Annotated in this window: 8 protein-coding genes; 1 reads left to right on the plus strand and 7 read right to left on the minus strand. The window is 68.6% G+C overall.

Annotated elements, in window-relative coordinates; translation table 11 throughout:
- Positions 1 to 117: 117 nt before the first annotated feature.
- From MicB006_RS22925 to MicB006_RS22940, 4 genes are read right to left on the minus strand one after another with little or no spacing between them, the layout of a single operon-like run.
- The gene (locus MicB006_RS22925) at positions 118 to 927 is read right to left on the minus strand and encodes an inositol monophosphatase family protein (protein WP_116508807.1); all 810 of its coding nucleotides are present in this window, start codon (positions 925 to 927) and stop codon (positions 118 to 120) included.
- The gene (locus MicB006_RS22930) at positions 920 to 1,372 is read right to left on the minus strand and encodes a response regulator (protein ID WP_043328130.1); all 453 of its coding nucleotides are present in this window, start codon (positions 1,370 to 1,372) and stop codon (positions 920 to 922) included. The genes MicB006_RS22925 and MicB006_RS22930 overlap by 8 nt, the downstream gene beginning before the upstream one ends.
- Positions 1,369 to 3,108, minus strand: coding sequence for an ATP-binding protein (locus MicB006_RS22935; RefSeq protein WP_116511717.1), 1,740 nt, complete (start codon positions 3,106 to 3,108; stop codon positions 1,369 to 1,371). The genes MicB006_RS22930 and MicB006_RS22935 overlap by 4 nt, the downstream gene beginning before the upstream one ends.
- 20 nt (positions 3,109 to 3,128) lie before the next feature.
- Positions 3,129 to 4,367, minus strand: a complete 1,239-nt coding sequence (locus MicB006_RS22940; RefSeq protein ID WP_116508809.1) for a PP2C family protein-serine/threonine phosphatase — start codon at positions 4,365 to 4,367, stop codon at positions 3,129 to 3,131.
- A 267-nt stretch (positions 4,368 to 4,634) separates the two neighbouring features.
- Here MicB006_RS22940 and MicB006_RS22945 point away from each other — a divergent pair, with 267 nt between their 5' ends.
- Positions 4,635 to 7,031: a M28 family peptidase gene (locus MicB006_RS22945; RefSeq protein ID WP_116508811.1), complete on the plus strand. Its 2,397-nt coding sequence runs from the start codon at positions 4,635 to 4,637 to the stop codon at positions 7,029 to 7,031.
- A 165-nt stretch (positions 7,032 to 7,196) separates the two neighbouring features.
- On the opposite strand, the gene MicB006_RS32825 is transcribed toward MicB006_RS22945, so the two are convergent.
- The 3 genes from MicB006_RS32825 to MicB006_RS22965 form a co-directional block, all read right to left on the minus strand.
- On the minus strand, positions 7,197 to 7,298 hold the full coding sequence (locus tag MicB006_RS32825) for a hypothetical protein (protein ID WP_370013363.1): 102 nt from the start codon (positions 7,296 to 7,298) through the stop codon (positions 7,197 to 7,199).
- An 863-nt stretch (positions 7,299 to 8,161) separates the two neighbouring features.
- A complete protein-coding gene (locus MicB006_RS32080; protein ID WP_192900364.1) occupies positions 8,162 to 8,527 on the minus strand; it encodes a hypothetical protein in 366 nt (121 codons plus the stop codon).
- A 5-nt stretch (positions 8,528 to 8,532) separates the two neighbouring features.
- Entirely contained in the window at positions 8,533 to 20,013 is an 11,481-nt protein-coding gene (locus MicB006_RS22965) for a LamG-like jellyroll fold domain-containing protein (RefSeq protein ID WP_116508813.1), read from the minus strand.
- Between the last annotated feature and the right edge of the window lie 15 nt (positions 20,014 to 20,028).

Below are 20,028 nucleotides of genomic sequence, written 5' to 3' on the forward strand. Positions count from 1 at the left end.
GGCCTGCTGGCGGAGACCGCCGGTCACGATACCGGAACACGCGCGACTCGCCAGGCCGGCGACCGCGAACGGCGGCCGACGTCGACGCAGCGTGCTGCGGCCGTCGCGCAGCGCCGCTCAACCGCCCAGCAGGGCGGCGCTCACCTCGTCCCAGACCTCCGCACTCGCCGCCACGAGCAGTCCCTTGCCCTCGTCGGCCGGGTGGTAGTCGGCGCCGTCGAACCGGCGGGCCACGCCGCCGGCCTCCCGCACCAGCAGCGCGCCGGGGGTGTGGTCCCACGGCAGGGTGCGCCAGAACAACACGAACTGCTGCGCGCCGGTGAGTATGTCCAGGTACTCCCGGCCGGCGCAGTGCTGGCCGGGCAGCAGCTCACCGATCCGGCGCCCGCCCTCCTCCACGCGGCGGCGGAAGTCCGGCGGCAGGAACTTCGTCGCCGCGGTGCCGCGCAACGCGCCCACCCGGGGCTCCGCCTGCGGCGTCCGCAGCGTCGCCCCGTCCAGCCGGGTGCCCGCGCCGAGCCGGCCCGCCGCCATCGTGCCGTCCAGCGGGTCGTACACCCAGGAGGCGACCGGTGCGCCGTCGGTGAGCAGCGCCGCCATCAGCGCGAACGGCCGCCGTCCGGCGGCGAAGTTGGAGGTGCCGTCGACCGGGTCGACGAGCCAGACGTCACCGCTGCCGCGCAGGTGCCGCAGCAGGTCCGGGTCCTCGGCGACCGCCTCCTCGCCGACCACCACCGAGCCGGGAAGCAACTGACGCAGACCCTCGGAGATGAGCGCCTCAGCCTCGCGGTCGGCGACGGTGACCACCTCGCCGGGCGCCTTCTCGGAGATGTCGGACGCGTCGAGCCGGCGGAACAACGGCACGACGACCTTGGCCGCCGCCTCTTTCAGCAGCGTGCCGACATCGTCCAGCAGCGGGTCAGCCACGCGGAGGCAGCTTGACCACGCTGACGAAGAACTCGTCGATCTGGCGGACCACCGAGATGAAGCGCTCGAAGTCCACCGGCTTGGTCACGTAGGCGTTGGCGTGCAGCTGGTAGCTGCGCAGGATGTCCTCGTCGGCCTGCGAGGTGGTGAGCACCACGACCGGGATCCGGCGCAGTTCCCCGTCCTTCTTGATCTCCTCCAGCACCTCCCGGCCGTCGCGCCGGGGCAGGTTCAGATCGAGCAGGATCAGGTCGGGCGTCACCGCGTCCGCGTACTGGCCCTCGCGGCGCAGGTACGCGAGCGCCTCGGCGCCGTCGGAGACGACGGTGAGGCGGTTGCGGAGCTTGTGCTCCTCGAACGCCTCCTGGGTCATCAGCACGTCGCCCGGATCGTCCTCGACGAGCAGGACCTCGATCGGGCTCTTGCCGTCCGCGGGCGCGGTCATCCCACCGTCTCCTTCATGCCACCGTTTGTACCGTGTCGGTCCGCCTCCGCGGGCGGCTCTTCGCGTGCCTCGCCGTCCGGCTGCCGCCCGACGGCTGCCGGGTCATCCTCGGCGGCCGACGCCTCGACCGGCTCCGCGGCGTCCTGTGCGTCCTCGTCCGCCGCTTCCGCCGCCCGGGCGGCCTCGATGTCGGCCTCCAGCGCGGGCAGCGTGAACCGGATCGTGGTGCCCTCGCCGGCGTCGGTGTCCACCCAGACCCGGCCGCCGTGATACTCCACGATCTTCTTGACGATGGCCAGCCCGATGCCGGTGCCCGGGTACGCGTCCTTCGAGTGCAGCCGCTGGAAGATCACGAAGATCTTGTCGGCGAACTCCGGCTCGATCCCGATGCCGTTGTCCTGGCAGCTGATCTCCCACTCGCCGTCCACCAGCCGCGCCGACACGTGCACCTTCGGCGGCACGTCGGGGCGGCGGAACTTCACCGAGTTGCTGACCAGGTTGACGAGCAGGTTGGTCAGCAGCGGCTCCTCGCCGCGGATGGTCGGCATCTCGCCCCAGGTCAGGTCCGCGTCGGCGTACTGCACGGCCGCCTCGGTCTGCCCCGCCACGTCGCCCATCACCTTGTTCAGGTCGACCTCGGTGAAGCCGGTGGTCAACCGCCCGATCCGGGAGAACGCCAGCAGGTCGTTGATCAGCCGCTGCATGCGCTGCGCGCCGTCCACCGCGAACGCGATGTACTGGTCGGCCCGCTCGTCGAGCTGCCCGGCGTAGCGCCGCTGGAGGAGCTGGCAGAAGCTGGCCACCTTGCGCAGCGGCTCCTGCAGGTCGTGCGACGCGACGTAGGCGAACTGCTCCAGGTCACGGTTGGAGCGGGTCAGCTCCTCGGCCTGCTTCTGCAACTGGCTGTTGACCCACTCGATGCGCTCCCGCGCCTCGCGTACCTCGTCCAGCTCCCGGGCGATCTTCATCCGCATCTGGTCGATGTCCTCGGCGAGGCGGCGGAACTCCGGCGGCCCGGACCCCTCGATGTGGTGCCGGTAGTCGCCGTCGGCCACCTCGCGCACCTGGCTGACCAGGGCGGCCAGCGGGCGGATCAGGATCCGGTCCAGCGAGAGCAGCATGACCACGCCGGCCGTCGTCACCACCAGCGCGGCGATGATCAGCAGCACGACCAGCGTGTTGCTCGTCGCGTTGACCCGCTCCGCGGTCTCCTCCCGGACGGTGAGGATCTCGTCCTGGAGCGTGTTCACCGACGAGCGGATGCCGTCGAACTGCTGCCGCGTCGCGTCCGTGATCAGCGCCTGGCCCGCCGCCGCGCCGTCCCGCTCGACCGTGGTGATCACCGGCTCGGCCACCTGGCTCCGCCACTGCGCCGTTTGCTGCTCCACCACGTCCAGCGACCGGCGCACGTCCGGGTAGTCGGCGGAGAGATCGCGGATCGAGGCGGCCAGGCTCTGCTCCCGCCGCACACCCTCCTGGTACGGCTCCAGGTCGCTGCGGTCACCGTTCACCGCGTACCCGCGCACCGAGGTCTCCTGGTCGAGCAGCGCGCTCATCAGCTCCTGCGCCTGCACCCGCAGCGGACCGGTCTTGAGCAGCACCGCGTCGATGTTCTGGCGGTTCTGCGCGGCGACCGCCGCCTCCGCGCCGGCCAGCCCGAGCAGCAGCACCACCACCACGCCGAGCAGCGCGGCCACCCGCCGCCGCAGGGTCCACCCCTGCTGGTACGCCTTCACCGGTTCCTCCCCGTCCCCGTTCACCGACCGCTACCGCGGGTCACCAGCAACATCGCCACGTCGTCGGCCAGCGGGCCACCGTTTATCTGCTCGGCGCGCCCCACCAGCCAGGCGGGCAGCTCGGACAGCGGCACCGCCCGGTTGGCCGGGTCGGCGAGCAGGTCGGTCAGACCGGGCACGTCGAGCCGTTCGTCACCGCCGTTCACCCGGCCCTCGATGAGGCCGTCGGTGTACATCAGCAGGGACCAGTCGTCGGTATCGAACTCCAGGTCGAAGGCGACCGGGCGCCGCGGTCGTACGCCCAGCAGCAGCCCGCCCTTGGCCGGCACCGGCGCGACAGTGCCGCCGCTGAGCAGCAGCGGCGGCGGGTGACCGGCGAGGCGTACGGTGGCCCGCGCCGACGCCAGGTCGAGCCGGGTGGTGGCCACCGTCGCGAAGATCTCCTGGAGGCGGCGCTCACTCATCAGCACCTGCTCCAGCGCGGGCAGCACCTCGTCGTCCGGCACCCCGGCCAGCACCAGCGCCCGCCAGGCCACGCGCAGCTCGACACCGAGCGCCGCCTCGTCCACGCCGTGCCCGCAGACGTCGCCGACGATCAGGTCGATCCGGTCCGGCTGGGTCTGCACCACGTCGTAGAAGTCGCCGCCAATCAGCGCCGCATGCCGGCCGGGCCGGTAGAACGTGTGCACCGACACCTCGTCGGTGGTCATCAGCGGCTGCGGCAGCAGGCCGCGCTCCAGGCGGGCGGACTCGGCCTGGCGCAGCTCCACCTCGCGCAGCCGGCGGGCGTTCTCGTCGGCCCGCTTGCGCTCCACCGCGTAGCGCAGCGCCCGGGTCAGCAGGACCCCGTCGACCTGGCCCTTGACCAGGTAGTCCTGCGCCCCTTCGGCGACCGCGACGATGCCCAGGTGCTCGTCGGAGCGGCCGGTCAGCACGCAGACCGCCGCGCCGCTGGCCATCTCCAGCACCCGGCGCAGCCCGTCCAGCCCCTGCGCGTCGGGCAGGCCCAGGTCGAGCAGGACGCAGTCCACGCCCATCACCCGCTGCCGGGCCTCGCTGAGACTGGTCGCCACCAGCAGGTCGATCATCGAGTTGGTCTCGGCGAGCAGCTCGCTGACCAGGAAGGCGTCGCCCTCGTCGTCCTCGACCAGCAGCACCCGCAGCCGCTCACCCGGCGGCACGCCGCCGTGCAGCCCCGCCCCGGCCGACGGCACGTAGGCGGCGCCCGACGCGCCGGAACCCCGCTGCGGTCGAGTCACCGCCGCGAGTCGGGGGAGTTCGCTGGTGATGTCGGGCTCCTTCCGAATGCCCTGCTGATCCTGACTCAGACAACAGTCGCACACAACGCGAACGTTGCCGGTGCGGCGGAGCGTGTGACCGGTCCACTTCCATAGCGGCCCGGTCGACAAACGATGTTACGCGGCAACCGTTGTCGCACCGGCGGCGCACCGACGGGGAGTGCCGCCGGGGCCCTCGGGGGTGCAGGATGATGCCCACCCCCGTTGATCCACCCCCAAGGAGTCCCCGTGGGCGCACCCCCCACCCGCCCCGCCGACCGGGCGCTCACCAAGCCCCGCCGCCGGCTGACCAGCGCCGTCGCCGCGCTTGTCGCGCTGCTCGCCGTCGGGGCGGGCGTCCTGGTCGGCCTCTCCACTCCGGCGCCGCGCCCGGCGGACGCGCCGGCCGGAGAGTTCAGCGCCGCCCGGGCGTACCGGAACGTCGAGGTGATCGCGGCCGAGCCGCACGTAGCAGGCAGCGCCGCCAACGACCGGGTGCGCGAGCACCTGGTCGGGACGCTGCGCGGGCTGGGCCTTCAGACCGAGGTGCAGGACGCGGTCGCGCCCGAGGCCGGTCAGCTCAGTGGCGCGGCCGGCGGGGCGACGCTGGCCCGGGTCCGCAACGTGGTGGCCCGCCTGCCCGGCACCGACCCGACCGGAAAGGTGTTCCTGGTCTCCCACTACGACTCGGTGCAGACCGGGCCGGGCGGCAACGACGACGCCGCCGGCACCGCCGCGATCCTGGAGGTGGCCCGGGCGCTCACCACCGGCCCGCGTCCCCGCAACGACATCGTCTTCGTGCTCACCGACGCGGAGGAGGCGTGCCTGTGCGGGGCCGCCGGGTTCGCCGCCGACCACCCGCTCGCCCGCGACGGCGGGGTGGTGCTCAACCTGGAGGCGCGCGGCTCCACCGGCCCGGTGATCATGTTCGAGACGTCCCGGAACAACGCCAAGCTGGTGGAGGTGTTCGGCAAGGCCGCGCCGCACCCGGTAGGCACCTCGTTCGCGGTGGAGATCTACCGGGCGCTGCCGAACGACACCGACTTCACCGCGTTCCTCGACCGTAAGTTCGTGGGCCTGAACTCGGCGTACATCGACGGCGGCGCGATCTACCACACCCCGCTCGACGTACCGGCCCGGGTGGACCGGGGCAGCCTCCAGATGCACGGCGACAACGCGCTCGGCCTGGCCCGCGAGTTCGGCCGTACCGACCTGGGCGACCTGAGCGCGGGCCACGACGACACCTACTTCCCCGTGCTCGGCGGGCTCGTCAACTACCCCGGCTGGCTGACGGTGCCGCTCGCCGTGGCCGCGCTGCTCGCCGTCGGCGCGCTCGGCTGGCTCCTGCGCCGCCGGGGCCGGGCCACCGCCGGCACGCTCGCCGCCGGCTTCGGCCTGACCCTGCTGCCGGTCGTCGTGGCGCCGCTGGGCGCGTGGCTGCTCTGGGCCACGATCACCACGATCCGCCCCGGGTACGCCGAACTGCTCGACCCGTACCGCCCGGTCTGGTACCGGCTCGCCGTGGTGGCGCTCTCCGCCGCGGTGCTGTTCTGCTGGTACGCGCTGCTGCGCCGCCGGGTCGGCCCGGCCGCGCTGGCGTTCGGCGGGCTGGCCTGGCTCGCCGTGTTCGGCGTGCTGCTCGCCGTGGCGGTGCCCGGTGGGGCGTACCTGACGACACTGCCGGCCCTGGCCGGCGCGCTCGCCGGTTTCGCGGCGCTCGCCACCCGGCGCGACGGACCATGGCCGGTGGTCGCGGTGACACTCGCCGCCGCGGTGGCGGTGGTGATCCTGCTGCCCCCGGTGGTGCTGCTGTTCCCGGCGCTCGGCATGGGCATGGGCGCGGTAGCCGCGCTCGTCGCGGTGCTGCTCGGCCTCGCCGTACTCCCGGTGGTGGACCTGCTGCACCCCCGGGCCGGCGGCCAGCGCGGCCTGCTCGCGCTGCGCGCACGCCGGCGCGGCGCGCTGCCCGCCGCGGTCGCCGCGCTGGCGGCGGTGGTGCTCGCCGGGGTCGGCCTCGCCGTGGACCGCTTCGACGCCGCGCATCCCGTGCCGACCCACCTGATGTACGCGCTGGACGCGGGCACCGGGAAGGCGGCCTGGCTCACCCGTGAGGAGAAGCCGCAGCCCTGGACCGACGGCTACGTCGACGGGACGGTCTCGATCGCCGACGACTTCCCCGGGCTGGGCGCCACCGAGTTGCGCGGCGGACCGGCCACCGCGGCGCCCCTGCCCGCCCCGAAGGTGGAGCTGCTCTCCGACAGCCGCTCCTTCTCCGACCCTCCCTCGCGTGACCAGCGCGTGCTGCGGGTGCGGGTGGTGCCGCAGCGGCAGGTACGCCTGCTCACGCTGCACGTCGACGCCAGCACCGCCACCGTGCGGTCCGCCTCGGTGGCCGGGCGGGACGTGCCGGTCGAGCCGGGCGACGGCAAGTGGGGATTCGGGGTCGTGTTCCACGCCCCGCCGCCGGAGGGTGTCGAGGTCACGCTGACGCTCGTGCCCCGCGGCGGTGCCGTCTCGGTGCGCGCGATGGACGCCAGTGACGGGCTCTCCTCCGTGCCCGGGTTCCGGCCCCGGCCGGAGGGTGTGGGCGTGGTCGGCTCGCACAGCTCGGAGATGCTGGCGGTGGCGCGCACGTACCCGCTCTGAGCGGTCCGCTCGATCGACACCACCGCTTGATCTGCCCGCCGCTTGATCGGCACCAGCTCGCTGGAGTGGATCAACGCCGCCCCAGCACCTCGGCGACCCGTAGGAAACCGTCATTGCCGTGGCCCAGCCCGACGGCCCGGCGGGCCATGTTCTCGGCCGCACGCATCACCCTGCATCGATGCCGCGCGCCTCGGACGTGTGGACGATGTGCGCCATGGACGACACGGCGGAGGTGATCGGGTTGCCGTCTCCGGGGAAGGTGCCCATGTCCATTTCCACCGCGCCCCTCGAAGATGGGCGGCAGGTTCGCGCGATGCCATTGGCGAGCGGCGGAACGCAGATGACGCGCAGCCGGGCCCAGGATCTGAACGTCTATGGAGTGAGAGCCGCGATCGACGCCGAGTGGAAGGCAGCCCTGCTCTGGCTTCTGGAATCCGGCCCGCCCACCCTCCGGAGAGCTGCGCCTGCAGCTTCCGGGTCTCACCGAGAAGGTGCTGACTCAGGCGTTACGGGAGATGGAGGGCGACGGACTGGTACACCGGGAGGCGTACGAGGTACTACGGTTGAAGACCGAGTACTCGCTGACACTTTCGGACGCGAACTGGCCGAGGCGCTGGCCCTCCTCTCCGACTGGGGACACCGCCGCCTGCGCAAACCCGCCGAAGCCCGCACCGCCTCCACCCACATCCAAATTCGTCGCGGCCGCGCACGGCGACAAGTATCCACAAAAGCGCCTACGGCCCGTGAGATCGACGGCGAGCCGGGTCGGCAGGAGTCGGGACATGGAGTTCTTCTGCTACCACCGCGATCGGCTCGGCTCGGCCGCTCTGCGCCAGCAGCTGGTCGAAGAACACTGGGCCTTCATGGACCGTATGCGGGGCAGATGATCGCGCACGGTCCGACGCTCGCCGACGACGGCTCGCCGACCGGCAGCGTGCACATCCTGAGCCTGTTCGACCCCACCCACTGCCGCCGGGCGTTCGCCTTCGAGGAGGAGCATCTGTCCGCTTCACCGCGCCACCCTTGGCGAACTCGCCCGGACGGACAACAGCTTTTAGTCGGCATTGCAGGACAGCGACCGACACCAAGCGAATTGGATCATCGCCAACCATTCCTAGGGCCAACCTTGCCTACTTTGGGAATAGCGCGAGGATCTGCTCGGCCTCCAATCCCGGATCGACGATAGCGTCAAAACTATAGGTATCGTCACAAAGAATGACTGTGTGATCGGCGGGCACAAGACGCCGATACCACGCGACAAACTCCGCGACCGATCGCTCTTGTCCGTCGAGATAGATGCACTGGCCAGAGTTGTGGGCAGATCCTTCAACCCGCCCTTCTCCAGCACCATGACCCCAGACGACATCCAACGCCGGATCCCCGCGCCCGACCGACTCATCCACCACGCTTGCAGGCCAGTCGGTTTGTAGCGCCCGAATCAAATTTTCCCTGTCCAGGGACCAGCCATCAGCCTGGACAAGTGCCAGATATGTCATCTTTTCTACCTCACGACCACTTCGCCTGGGATGCTGAACCTGCTCATCAAGCCCTCGAAGTAGGGTACAGCACCTGCTTCGTTAGTAATTACACGAAGCCGCTCAAAGGGTGTCGCAGGATCGTTAATCACATCTGCATATCTACTGAATTCACTTTCGGTCTTCGCGTTGATAAAGCCACGAATCTTGTCTGGTATCGCAGAGCCGGGAACGAAGGGACTGCGACCAGGATTACCAACGTGCTTGGCGTCCAGGAGTGTGTGGATTCCTTCAATCCCATCAGCCCAGACCTGCGACTGTCCGCCAACGCAAAGCTGTTCACAAGGACCCGTATTGGCAACCTGGTAATGGTGGCTCGCACCGCTTCCAACTGCGGGCCGCGTATCAGCTACTCCTGGACGAAGCGGGCCCTCACCGCAGTTGTGTACGAGGACCGGCGTGTTGCCGGCGATCACATAGTACGTGTGGACGTCCGCGACGGTCAGGTCACGCATGTTCTGGACGCCGACGTGGTTTCGCACGTCGGCGACGGCCGCGCTACCCGCACCCAGCGAGAGCAGCGTCGCACCGACGGCCAACGCACCGGCAGTAACCCACTTGCGGGCGGTCTTGTCCCAGAAGGGATGGTTCTGGGTCGTCTTCACGGTGACACTGGTCGCCGCTTTGCCCTTTGCCGCCCGGACCGACACCGTCACGTCCGCCAAGTCGCGGTCACGGTTGAGGTGCAGGGCGGTGACCGGCTTGGCGGTCGTCGTGCCGGTCGCCGGGTCGGTTGCCTTGACCTTGTCCCCGACGTTGACGTCCTTGATCGGGCGGACGCTGCCGTCGGCCATCAGGACGCGGGTGCTCGGATCGAAGCTGTGACAGCCCGCGCGGCCCTTGCTGAATCCACCAGCCACCGCGCCTAGACCGGTGGCGAGCGCCAATTGGGTGGTGTTGATCCGACCGGTGGTCGCCAGCTGGGTCAGCCCGTCCGCGGTGCCACCGCCGATCGCGCCCCCCAGCACCCGCCCGCCGAGCGAACCGGCGAAATTACTGAGCCGGCCGCCGACCGCGGACGCCAACCGGCCACCGACAATTCCGCCCAGGCCGCCGATCGCTCCTCCGAGAGCCCCCAACGCGGTGGTCTTGAAGAGGTCCATGCCTCGCTCGCCGTTCATGTAACCGGTGACGAGAGATCCGGCGGCACCCGCGAGCGCGCCGCAGGCGACAGCGCCGACGCCGGTCCAGCCGATGAGTGCTCCACAACCGATGCCCACCACTGCACCCACGATGAACCCGGCGATTTCCGCCTTGTGCTCCTGCACCCACTTCTCGGTGGCCTTGTAGGCGTCGGCGATCCCGTTCACTGCCTTGGCGACGAGTTTGTTGCTCATCACCTTTGTGACCATGTTCTTGCCGGCCTGCTTGACGTTCGCGGCCAAGCGCTGGGCCTTGCGTTTCGCCTCAGCCGCTTTGTCGGCCAACCATTTCCGGCCCTCGCTGACCTTGTCGCGGGCTTTCTGGTAGGTCTCGCCCGCCCAACTCTTCGTCCGTTCCCACTGCTTCGAGGCCCAACTCTTCGTCCGCTCCCACTGCTTCGAGGCCCAACTCTTCGTCCGCTCCCACTGCGTCGAGGCCCAGTTGGTAGTTGCGTTCCAGGCTGACGAAAGAGCGCTGGTGGTGGAGTTCCAAGCGGACGAGAGCGCGCTAGTGGTGGAATTCCAGGTGTTCTTCAGACCGGACTTCACCGAGGAGAAGGTGTTACTCCAGCTTGGCCAGTGACCGGTCGGGTCGGTGACCGTGAGTGGATTGTCGTCCGCGTAGACGAAGCGGTTGGCCGTGACGGACGTCGGCGTGGGCGACAATGTGGCCGAGTCCCGGCTATCGAACTGCCCCGTCTCCGGGTTGTACCATCGGGACCACATGTTGACCCGGCCGGTGGAGGAACTGGTCCACTCCGACTGGTAGCCGAGGTTGCCCAGCATTCCATTGCCGCCGATCCGCTGGCCCAATGGATCGTAGGTCGTGGAGCCGACCAACTCGGTGGCCGCTCCGCCGAACTGACCGACCACGTCCTGATGCAGATCCGTCCATGCGTAGCGGTTCTGCGCCGCCGCTCGCACGCCGACCAACTCGTCGCTCATGTTGCGGACGTAAAGGGCCGCACCGTCGGCTGCGAGCGTGTTCCCGGTGCCCGTGTACTGGAAGCCGCTGCGGATCAGCCGGCCCAGGCCGTCGTAGTCGTAGGTCTCACTGCCACCACCGAGCAGGCCCTGCGATCTCACCTGGCCGAATGCGTCGGTGGAGGTGATCGTCTCACCGTTCGCCGTGGTGGCCGAGGCCAACGTGCCACGGGGGGTGAACCGGTAGGTGGCACCGGTGCTGGAACCGGTCAACTGGTTGCGCTGGTCGTAGTTGAAGACGACTGTGCCCGCCTGCACGCGGTTACCCGACTTGTCGTAGGCGTAGACCACAGGCGTCGAGCCGTTGTCCCAGCCGGTCAGGCGGTTGGCCAGGTCGTAGGTGTACGTGTTGGTGGTAGAGCCGCCGAATCCTGTCGTCGTCTTCGAGGTCTCGTTGTCGTTCGCGTCGTAGCCGTACGCGATCCGGGCCACGGTGGCGCCGGCGGACGTGCTCAGAGTGTCCCCGGTCAACCGGTGCAGATCGTCGTAGGCGAGCGAGCGGGTGTTGCCACCGGCGCCGTACCCGATCGTCGCCACCTGGGAGAGCGAGTTGTAGGTGTAGCTCAGGGAGACACCCGCCGTGGGGTTTGAAACCGTCGCCGGCCGGCCCGCCGGGTCGTAGCCGTAGGTCGTCACGCCAGCGGCATCGGTCCGGGTGGTCAGCTTGCGGTCTGGCGACCAAGTGAAGGATGACGCGCCGGACGGTCCTTCGGCGGACGACAGCAGGCCTCGGTCATCGAACGTGAATGTGTTGCTTCCCGAGGTGCCCGACACCGATGTCAACCGTCCGGCCCGGTCGTAGCCGAATGACCGATCCGGACTCGTCGCCTCCGCGCCGGCACCTGTCTGGGTGATCAGTCGGCCGACCTCGTCGTAACCATTCGAGATGGTTACGCCGCCCGGAGCACGTTGCTCGGCGACTTGCCCGCCCCGCTCATAGGCGACGGTGAAGGTGCGATCCGCCAAGTCCGGGAATCGTGAGGTGGCCGGCTCGATTCGAGACTCCGGCAGGTTCCAAGTGTTGTACGTGGTGATGAACCGATTGCCGCGACCGTCGGTCAGCCGTGTCCGGTTTCCTGCGAGGTCGTAACCGAACGACGTGGTGATGGAGTCGCTGGCGGAAATGGGCTCCATCTGCGAGATCAACCGGCCGCTGGCGTCGTAGGCGAAGCTGGTGGTGCTCTCGCGGGCATCGGTAGACCTGACCGGGCGTCCCGCCCGGTCGTAGGCCCATGACCTGGTCCTCAGGCGGGTGCCGTCCTCGCGGTAGGAGGAGGCCGACACGGACCGGCTCGCCATGTCGTATCCGACGGTGTCGTACGTTCCGTCGGGAAGGGTCGTGCGTACCGATCGGCCGAGTGAGTCGTAGTCGTACCGCGTCACCTTGCCCGCGCCGTCCGTTTGGGTGATCGACTCTCCGGCAGCGTTGTAGGTGGTAGTACTTGTCACCCCCGCCGGGGAGGTCACCGAGGACAGCCAGCCCCCGGCACCGTAGGCGTAGCTGGTGGTGTGGCTCGATCCGGTCTGCCGAACGATGTCGGTCGAGGTGACCGTACGACCGAGGAAGTCGTACGTGGCCTCGTTTCGCGCACCGGTCGGGTCAGTCGTGGAGAGGCGGTCACCGGCCAGGTTGTACGTGAAACGGCTCGTCCCGCCGTCGGGTGCGGTCACCATGGCGACCTGGCCGAGCTGGTCGTACTGGTAACTGGTCGTCTTGTTCCGGGTATCGGTCTGAGTCTTGAGCTGCCCCAACTCGTCGTAGGTGTTGCTCGTCACAGGGTGCACAGCGGTACTTGAGCCCGGTGGCGTGTAGCTGGGCAGGTGGGTGGCGACAATCCGTCCTGCGCCGTCGTAGTCGTTGACAGTGACGTTGCCGTTCGCATCCTTGGTCTCCGCCACCTCACCGAAGGTGTCGTATCCGATGTAGGAGACCGGCCGTGCCGTCACCGCCGGGTTCCCACCCGTCTCGGTACTGACCGCCGGCCCCACCGTCACGGCCAGGCGGCCGGCTTCGTCGTACTGGTGGTCGGTGGTGGCACCGGTGGGGTCGGTGGTCGCGCGGACCAGCCCGCCGTTGTCCACGTCGTAGGTCGTGCGTACGACTGACATCGTGGCGGTCGGAGCCGTACCGGCGGTCACCTGCGCGACTTCGGCATCGGGGAGCGTCCGCTGGTAGAGCTGCACGTCGTCGAGCTGACCAGCCCAGAAGCCGGTGGGGCCGCCGGCCGTCGTGCCGGCACCGATCCGCAGGGGTAGCCGAGTGCTGAAGGACGACGCTCCGGTGGTCGTGCCCGCCAGCACGCCGCCGACATAGAGGCGGATGGTTCCCGTCGCGGCGTCGAAGGTGCCGACCAGATGGGTCCATGTGTCGGCCTGCGGAGTGCTGGCCGCTGTCGCCGTGACGACCTCGCCGTCATTCCGGTCGGCCGATCGCACGGCGAACTTCCAACCGCCGCCGTCGAGACCCAGTTCGAAAGCGGAGCCGGCCTGGCCCGGCCCGGACACCGCCGTCTTCGTTCCGACAGTGTCAGAGGCCCGGACCCAGGCCGCCACGGTGAAGCTGCGCGCCGGGTCGACCACCGAGGACTTGGCACGCAACGTGGTCGCGCCGGCAAGGTCGACCAGACCGCCCCGATCGGTGCCCCACTCAACTGGACCATTGGGGCTGAGCGGGCTGTTGCCCGTGGAGTCGGACAGGCGGGCGTCGGCGTCGCCGTCGAAGGTCCATCGGCCGACGGGCGAGTTCGAGCCCAGGTAGATCGTGTCGCTCAGCTGACGACCCATCGGGTCGTACGACATCTGGCGACGCTCCCTGGTGGCCTCCGGGTCCCAACGGACTGCGCTCACCACCTGGTCGTCCAGGGAGTACTCGAAGTTGGTGTAGCGCTTGAGTCCGTCCGGGTCGAGAACGGTACGAGTGACCCGGTTCGCCGCGTCGACGGTGTTGACGGTGGTCGAGGCCCCGCCGTTCGTGATCACAGTGATCGGATTGCCGGCACCGTCGTACTCCGTCTTCTGCACCACGAAGGTGGCGCCGGTGCTCGGATCCTTTCGGGTGATGCTCGCCGTCAGGCCGTTGTCGGTGTACGTGTACCGCGTCTCCCAGCCCATCGCGTCGGTCTCGGTGGCGAGCCGCCCGGCCGGATCGTATTCCTTCGAGGAGAGGACGAGATCCTGGGCGGGTCGGGGCGCGTTGGGGTCGCCGGTCCAGCCGAGAAGCGTGGTGGTTAGTTGCTGCCCCGCCGCGTCATACGTCGTGAGGATCTCTCCGCCGTCCGGGCCGATTTCCTTGACCGCGCGGCCGTAGGAGTCGTACTCCAACCGCGTCGTGCGCGCGGAGGCGTCAGTGGATGTCTCCTGTTGCCCGAACGCGTTGTACGTGGCCGACTCGGTCCGAGAGGCGTCCCCTCCGGTGGTGTCGGTGACGGTCTCGGAGAGCACGAAACCGTCGTCGTCGTAGACCGTGCTGGTGACGGGCGTGTGCACGGCGCCGGTGACCCGGTTGGTGGTCGCCGGTTCGGTCTGTGTCACGACGCGGCCGAGCCGGTCGTACTCGTAGATGGTCTCGAGACCAGCCGGAAAGGATTCGGTGATCTCCTTCTTGGCCGTGATCCGGCCGATGCCGTCATACGTGTAGCGGACTTCCTTGCCGGCCGCGTCCACCGTCCGGGCGAGGTCGCCGTTGGGGAAGTAGAACAGTTGCTGACGGACTCCGGCCGGCGAGGTGATCGTGGCAGGAAGTCCGGCAGGCACCACTCCGCCGCCCTCTGCCGGCGTCGAGCCGTCGGTGTAGGAGGTGACCGTGGTGCGGCCGAGCGGGTCCCGCACCGTCGTCCGGTTGCCCTGCCCGTCGTAGCCGAAGGTGGTGAGGTAACGGTCGTCGGAGACGCCGGACGTGGATCGACCGTCGCGCATCGTCAGCATCACGTCGTTGCGCGGATCGGGGCCGCCCGCGCCGAGCTTCTCCGCCGTCCCAGAAGCCCAGCCGCCGCTTCCGTTGCCACGCATGAGGTACATGTCGCGGTCCGTGCTCCCGCGCCGAAGCACGTCCGCCTTGCCGTCCCCGTTGAAGTCGCCCGACGAGGCAAGTGCGTCGACGTCCGCCCAGCCTGCGCTGACCAGTACCGACGTGCCGGTCAACCAACCACCGGCACCGTTGCCCTTCACGATGTAGAGGCCGTTGTCGGTCGACTTGCGGTAGAGCACGTCCGGCTTGCCGTCACCGTCGAAGTCACCGGGCGAGAAGATCATTTGAGCCGATCCCCAGCCGGTACCCACCTGGATCGGCGTGCCCGTCAACCAACCACCGGCACCGTTGCCCTTCACCAGGTAGAGATTGTTGTCCGTGGACTTGCGGAACAAGATGTCCCGTTTGCCGTCGCCGTCGAAGTCGCCGGGTGAGAAGACCATCTGTGCGGTCGCCCCGAAGGTCGACGGAATCAGCTTGTAGGTGTCAGGAGCCCACCAGCCCTTGCCGTTGCCGCGCCACAGGTGGAAGTTGTTCTCGCCGGCCATGTGGTAAATCACGTCGCGATTGCCGTCGCCGTCAAAGTCACCGGGAGCGATGATCTGATCGGGGCCGCCCCAGTTCCCGCCGAGTTTGGCGGGAACGCTTGTCAGCCAGCCACCTCTGCCGTTGCCGCGCATCAGGTAGATGTTCTTGTCGCTGTTGTTGCGATAGATGACGTCCGCGGCACCGTCGCCGTCGAAGTCACCCGGCGACAAGATCGGCCCGGCGTCCTTCCACATGCTCGGGGGTGTGGAGTTGACGGAATACGTGTAGTAGACGGTGGAGCACTGGTTCTCGGAGCGATCCTGACAGGTCGTCGATGCGACCACGTTGCCACGCGGATCGTGTTCGGTGGTGGTCACGTTGCCGTTCGGGTCGGTGGTGCTACGGAGGAAGCCCGCCGCGTCATACCCGAAACGGGTCGTCCGGCCCAGTGCGTCCGTCTCCTGGATCTTTCGATCGCCGACGTCGTGTACATAGGTCAATTGCTTGTCACTGGGATCAGTCACCTGGTAGGTCTTCGTCAGGGCACCTGACGAGTTCGACCTGGCCGCAAACTGCGTGCCGGCATCGGCTGCGGTGAGCTGACCGCGGTAGTACGAGACCTCGGCGATCTCGCCCTTGAAGTGGCCGTTCGCGTTGGTGGGAGCCGCAGGCCATCCGACTGCCCGCCCAGCACCGACATAAGCGTTCACCGCACCGTACGACGACAGGTCACCAGCCATGGTCCCAGCCGCCATGCCGTCGAGGTAAAGGGTCTGGCTGATGTCCGACGCGGCGAGTACGACGTGGTGCCACTTCCCGTCGTTCACCGCCGCAGCGGAGGTGATCGGGGTGTTGTTCCCGTTCCAGAACTTGCCGCGAAGCTTGCCGTCGGTGCCGACGTACAGGTTGGGGCTCCAGCCACTCGCCGGTGTGCCACCGTCGTCGATCGGGCTCACCTGCGAGCCGAAGAGGACGCCGCCGCCGGTGTGACCCGCCGGCGTCCTGAACCACATGGCGATCGAGTGCGGACCGGCGCCAGGCACGTCGTTCGCCGGCATCCGGAGATACGAGGAGGTTCCGTTGAACGTCGCCACGGCGGTGTTGTCGTCGGCGCGGGAAGGGTCGTCGAACGGTCCGCCGGCGGTGCCGAGGGTGACTGAGTTGTAACGGGCGACGCCGCCATTGACCTCGTTGACGGCCTCGGTGGTACCGCTCTCGGCCAATCGCCAGTAGTCGGCCGGGTTGGCACCGAGGACGGTGCCGGCGTGGACCCGGAAGGAGCCGGCCGGTGTGCCGGCACCGATCTTCCACACCCCGCCGTGTTCGTCGGTGACCTGGTTGACCCGTCCGCTGTCACCGTCGTACCGCACCTCCGTCTGCCTGTTGCCGGAGGCACGGACGACAGTGCTGATCGGGGCCGCTTCGATGTTGGCCGAATCCAGCTCGTTCACTTCGAACCTGCTCAGGGCGCGGTCGAAGAGCGCCACTTCGGCGATCGAGCCGGGGAAGAAGCCCTTGCTGTTGGTGGGACGCGCCGGCCAGGTGTTCGTCTCGCCGGCACCGACATAGACGTACTTCGCGGCGTTCGCTTGCGCTGCCAACAGCTTGTTGAGCGTTCCCTCCGGGAAGCCGTCGAGGTAGAGGGTTTGGCTCGTCCTGTCTCCCACGAGCGTCGCGTTGTGCCACCGGCCATCGTTGACCGCGGAGTAGGAGGTGATCGGTTCGACGGCGCCCGTCCAGAACTCGCCACGGAGCTTGCCGTCCGTTCCGACGTACAGCGCCGGCGTGAAGTTGGCCGTAGGCCCGGAGGTAATCGGGTTCGTCTGGTAGGCGAACAAGGTGCCACCGGCCGTGGAACCGGCGTTCATCTTGAACCAGAGACTCACCGATTTGTAGCCGGCCTGGTCGATGTCGGCCACGGGCAGGCTGACGTGCGAGGAGGTGCCGTTGAAACCGGGTGCCTTAGCGGTCGACCCGGCCAGCGCGCCGGCCTGGCCCAACGTCACCGAGTTGTAGGTGCCGCTCTCGGCACCGGCCGCCTCCAGCACCGAGTTGGCAGCGGTCGTACCGGAGGTTTCCCCGAGACGCCAGTAGGCACGCGGGTTGGCGCGCTCGAGCGTGGCCGGATAGCGGGTGCTCGCGGTGTAGGTGTAGGTGGTGCACTTGTCCACCGACGTCGGTGGACAGACCTTCGTCAGCCGGGTGTCGGTGTACTCGTAGGTCCAGGTGGAAGCGGTATCGGGCACTCCGGGTACGACCGGGTCGGTGCTGACCGACAGCAGTCGGTACACCCCTCTGGCCGTTGACCACCTCAAATGCAGCGACCGCCCGTTGGCGCCGGTGATCGTGGTCGGGCGGCCTTCCGTGTCCACGTAGGTCCACTTCAACCGCAACGTACGGCCGTTGCTGTCGGTGACCGCGACGAGGTCGTACTGCCCGGGCACCGTCAGGCCGCCCCGGAAGGTGTAGGTGGTGCCGTCCTTGTCCACCAGCTCGTAATCGCCGCCCGGCTGCTGCGACAGGCTGGCGAACCGGCCGGAGGGCGGCGCGAAGGAGCCGTCCGCATTGCGGCCGAAGGCCACCTCCTCACCGGACGGGTAGGTCACGTTCAGATGAGGCGGTGGGGATTTGATGGACGACCACGGATCGACGATCCGCATATCGAGCAGGCTCGACCATCCCTGACCGAAGGATCCGGGGCGCTTCGACAGGGTGTTGTAGGTCCGTGCGATCGTCAGGGGCGGCCCGGGTGTCGGCACCGAGGCGTCCGTCGAGGCGAACGTGTAATTCCCGGCGCTGGGATCGAATCCTCGGTCACCGTTCTGGCCGACTCCGCCGGCAGTCAATGGTTGTTGCACCGCGGTGGCGAAGGACTGCAACTTCTGGGAGGTGCTCGCCAGATTGCCGTCCTTGACGATGACCGTCCAGGTGTAGCCCTCGTTCCACTTGAGCTTGCCAGACGGCACGAACCAGCTCATGTACGGCTGCCAGCCGGATTCGGCGATCTTGCTGGCGCTGCGGTCGTACAGCATGAAATTGAAGCTGAGCGCTGCGGGAAAGGCGTCGGGGTCGACCGCGTAGGCCATCAACTCGGGCGTGAGCGTGTTCACCGTATGCCCGTGCGGCGGGTACTGCGAGTTGACCTGAGGCGCCACGTTGTCGGTGTAGGTCAACTCGAGGTACGGCGTGAATACCGGGTTGGGTCCGTCCCGTGAGGTGAACCGCTTGAACTGCGGGCTGTTCGTCTGATTGGTGTTCAGGGCGAGACCGTAGTTGGCCCCGCCGTTCGCCCAGCTCTGGAACGTCGACACCGGCAGATCCACCGTGACCCAGTCGCCGATCGAACGGTCGGCACCCTTGTTGCCGCACGCCCGCGCCGAGTTGGGTGACAGCTTGGCGAGCGTGGTCCCCAGCCCTGGACCGGCATAGGGAATTCCGCCGTAACGGGCGGTTGAGGCATTCCACGGCTGGGTTAGGGTCTGCACCGAGAACTCTTGCGCGGTGCAGTTGTACTGCCAGGTCAGGTAGAGCTTGAGTCGGACCGAACTCAGATTCTTGTAGTCGAACGCCGTGCCGAAGTTCTGGAACGCGAGCAGCGAGATGGAACGATGGGTGCCGCCGTCCCAGGTGCCGACTGCGAGGTTGTCCTCTCCGGAGTGATTGACGTCGTCGCCGTACTGCATGTAGGTGTCCGCGGTGGTGTCGTACCCACTCGTGACCGACGGATCGACAGTCACCGGGAATACCCGGTTCGGATCCTGCAGCCACTCTCGGCTTGCCGTCATCCGGAGCGCTCGGCCACCGGCCACGTCGATCAACTCGTACGAGATCGCTCGGGAGGTGGTGAACTCCCCCGAGCCGGGCTGCATGAAGGAGTCATGCATCGAACCGACCGGGATCGAGCCAATCGTCTTGCCGGAGGCTTCCCGCAGCGCGATCGATCCGTCCGGCTCGACCGTCGCGTCGAGACCCTTCATCGTCAACGGGAAGACCCAGGAGTTCGCTGCCGTTGGGGAGTGCAGCACGAACTCCTCCTTGAGCCCACGGGGTCCCGTGGTCACCCGGAGGTCCGTCTCGGGCAGGACCGAGCGGTAGAGAGCAGCCGAATCCGCAGTCACCGGGGCGACCGCTGCCGCACCCTCCAGGCTCCAGGAGATAGACCGGTTGGCGGCGAAGCGGAAGGTGACCAGACGCGGGTCGTCCGCACGCGCGGCCAGGTCGATGCCGAGAGGGCTGGCCTTCTGCTTCAGTCTCGTGCCGGACCTGACCAGCGTGCGGTCGATGGGGCGCCACGCGCCGTCGTCGGCACGGTAGTTGATCGGTAACTCGTGCAGCTTGCGCGTGACCGAACCGTCCGGATTCTGATAGAGATCCGCGTTCGCCTCGGCCTCGTCCGCGATTCGTCGGCTCTTGGCCGAGTCGAAGCCCTTGCCGTCGGCGATCGGCGGCGTCGTCTGCCGCTTGACGCCGGGTTCCTTTGCCTGGACCACCTTGTTCGCGGCGGGACTGTGCCCGGCGGGACCGCCGGCCCCGCCGTCAGCAGTGGTCTCAGCGGTCGATGCGTAGTGATCGCGCCCTGCTGCCCCGCCTGCCGACTTCTGCGCCGGTCCGTCCAACCCGGGCGCAGACCACGCCGCGCGCTGCGGCAGCCAGGACCAGAGCCACGACAGCGGGAATGCGCCGTCGGCAGGCACCGCCCCTGGCGGCACCGCCACCGAGAGCGCGAGGGTGAAGGTGAGGGCGACGCCGATACGGCGGACCCAGGAACTCGCGGAACGTCTCCCACGGACCTTCTTCCGAACACCAATGAACACGTTCCGCAACATCGCTGGATCTCCCCG

The sequence above is a fragment of the Micromonospora sp. B006 genome (assembly GCF_003408515.1).
GTDB classification, from domain to species: domain Bacteria; phylum Actinomycetota; class Actinomycetes; order Mycobacteriales; family Micromonosporaceae; genus Micromonospora; species Micromonospora echinospora_A.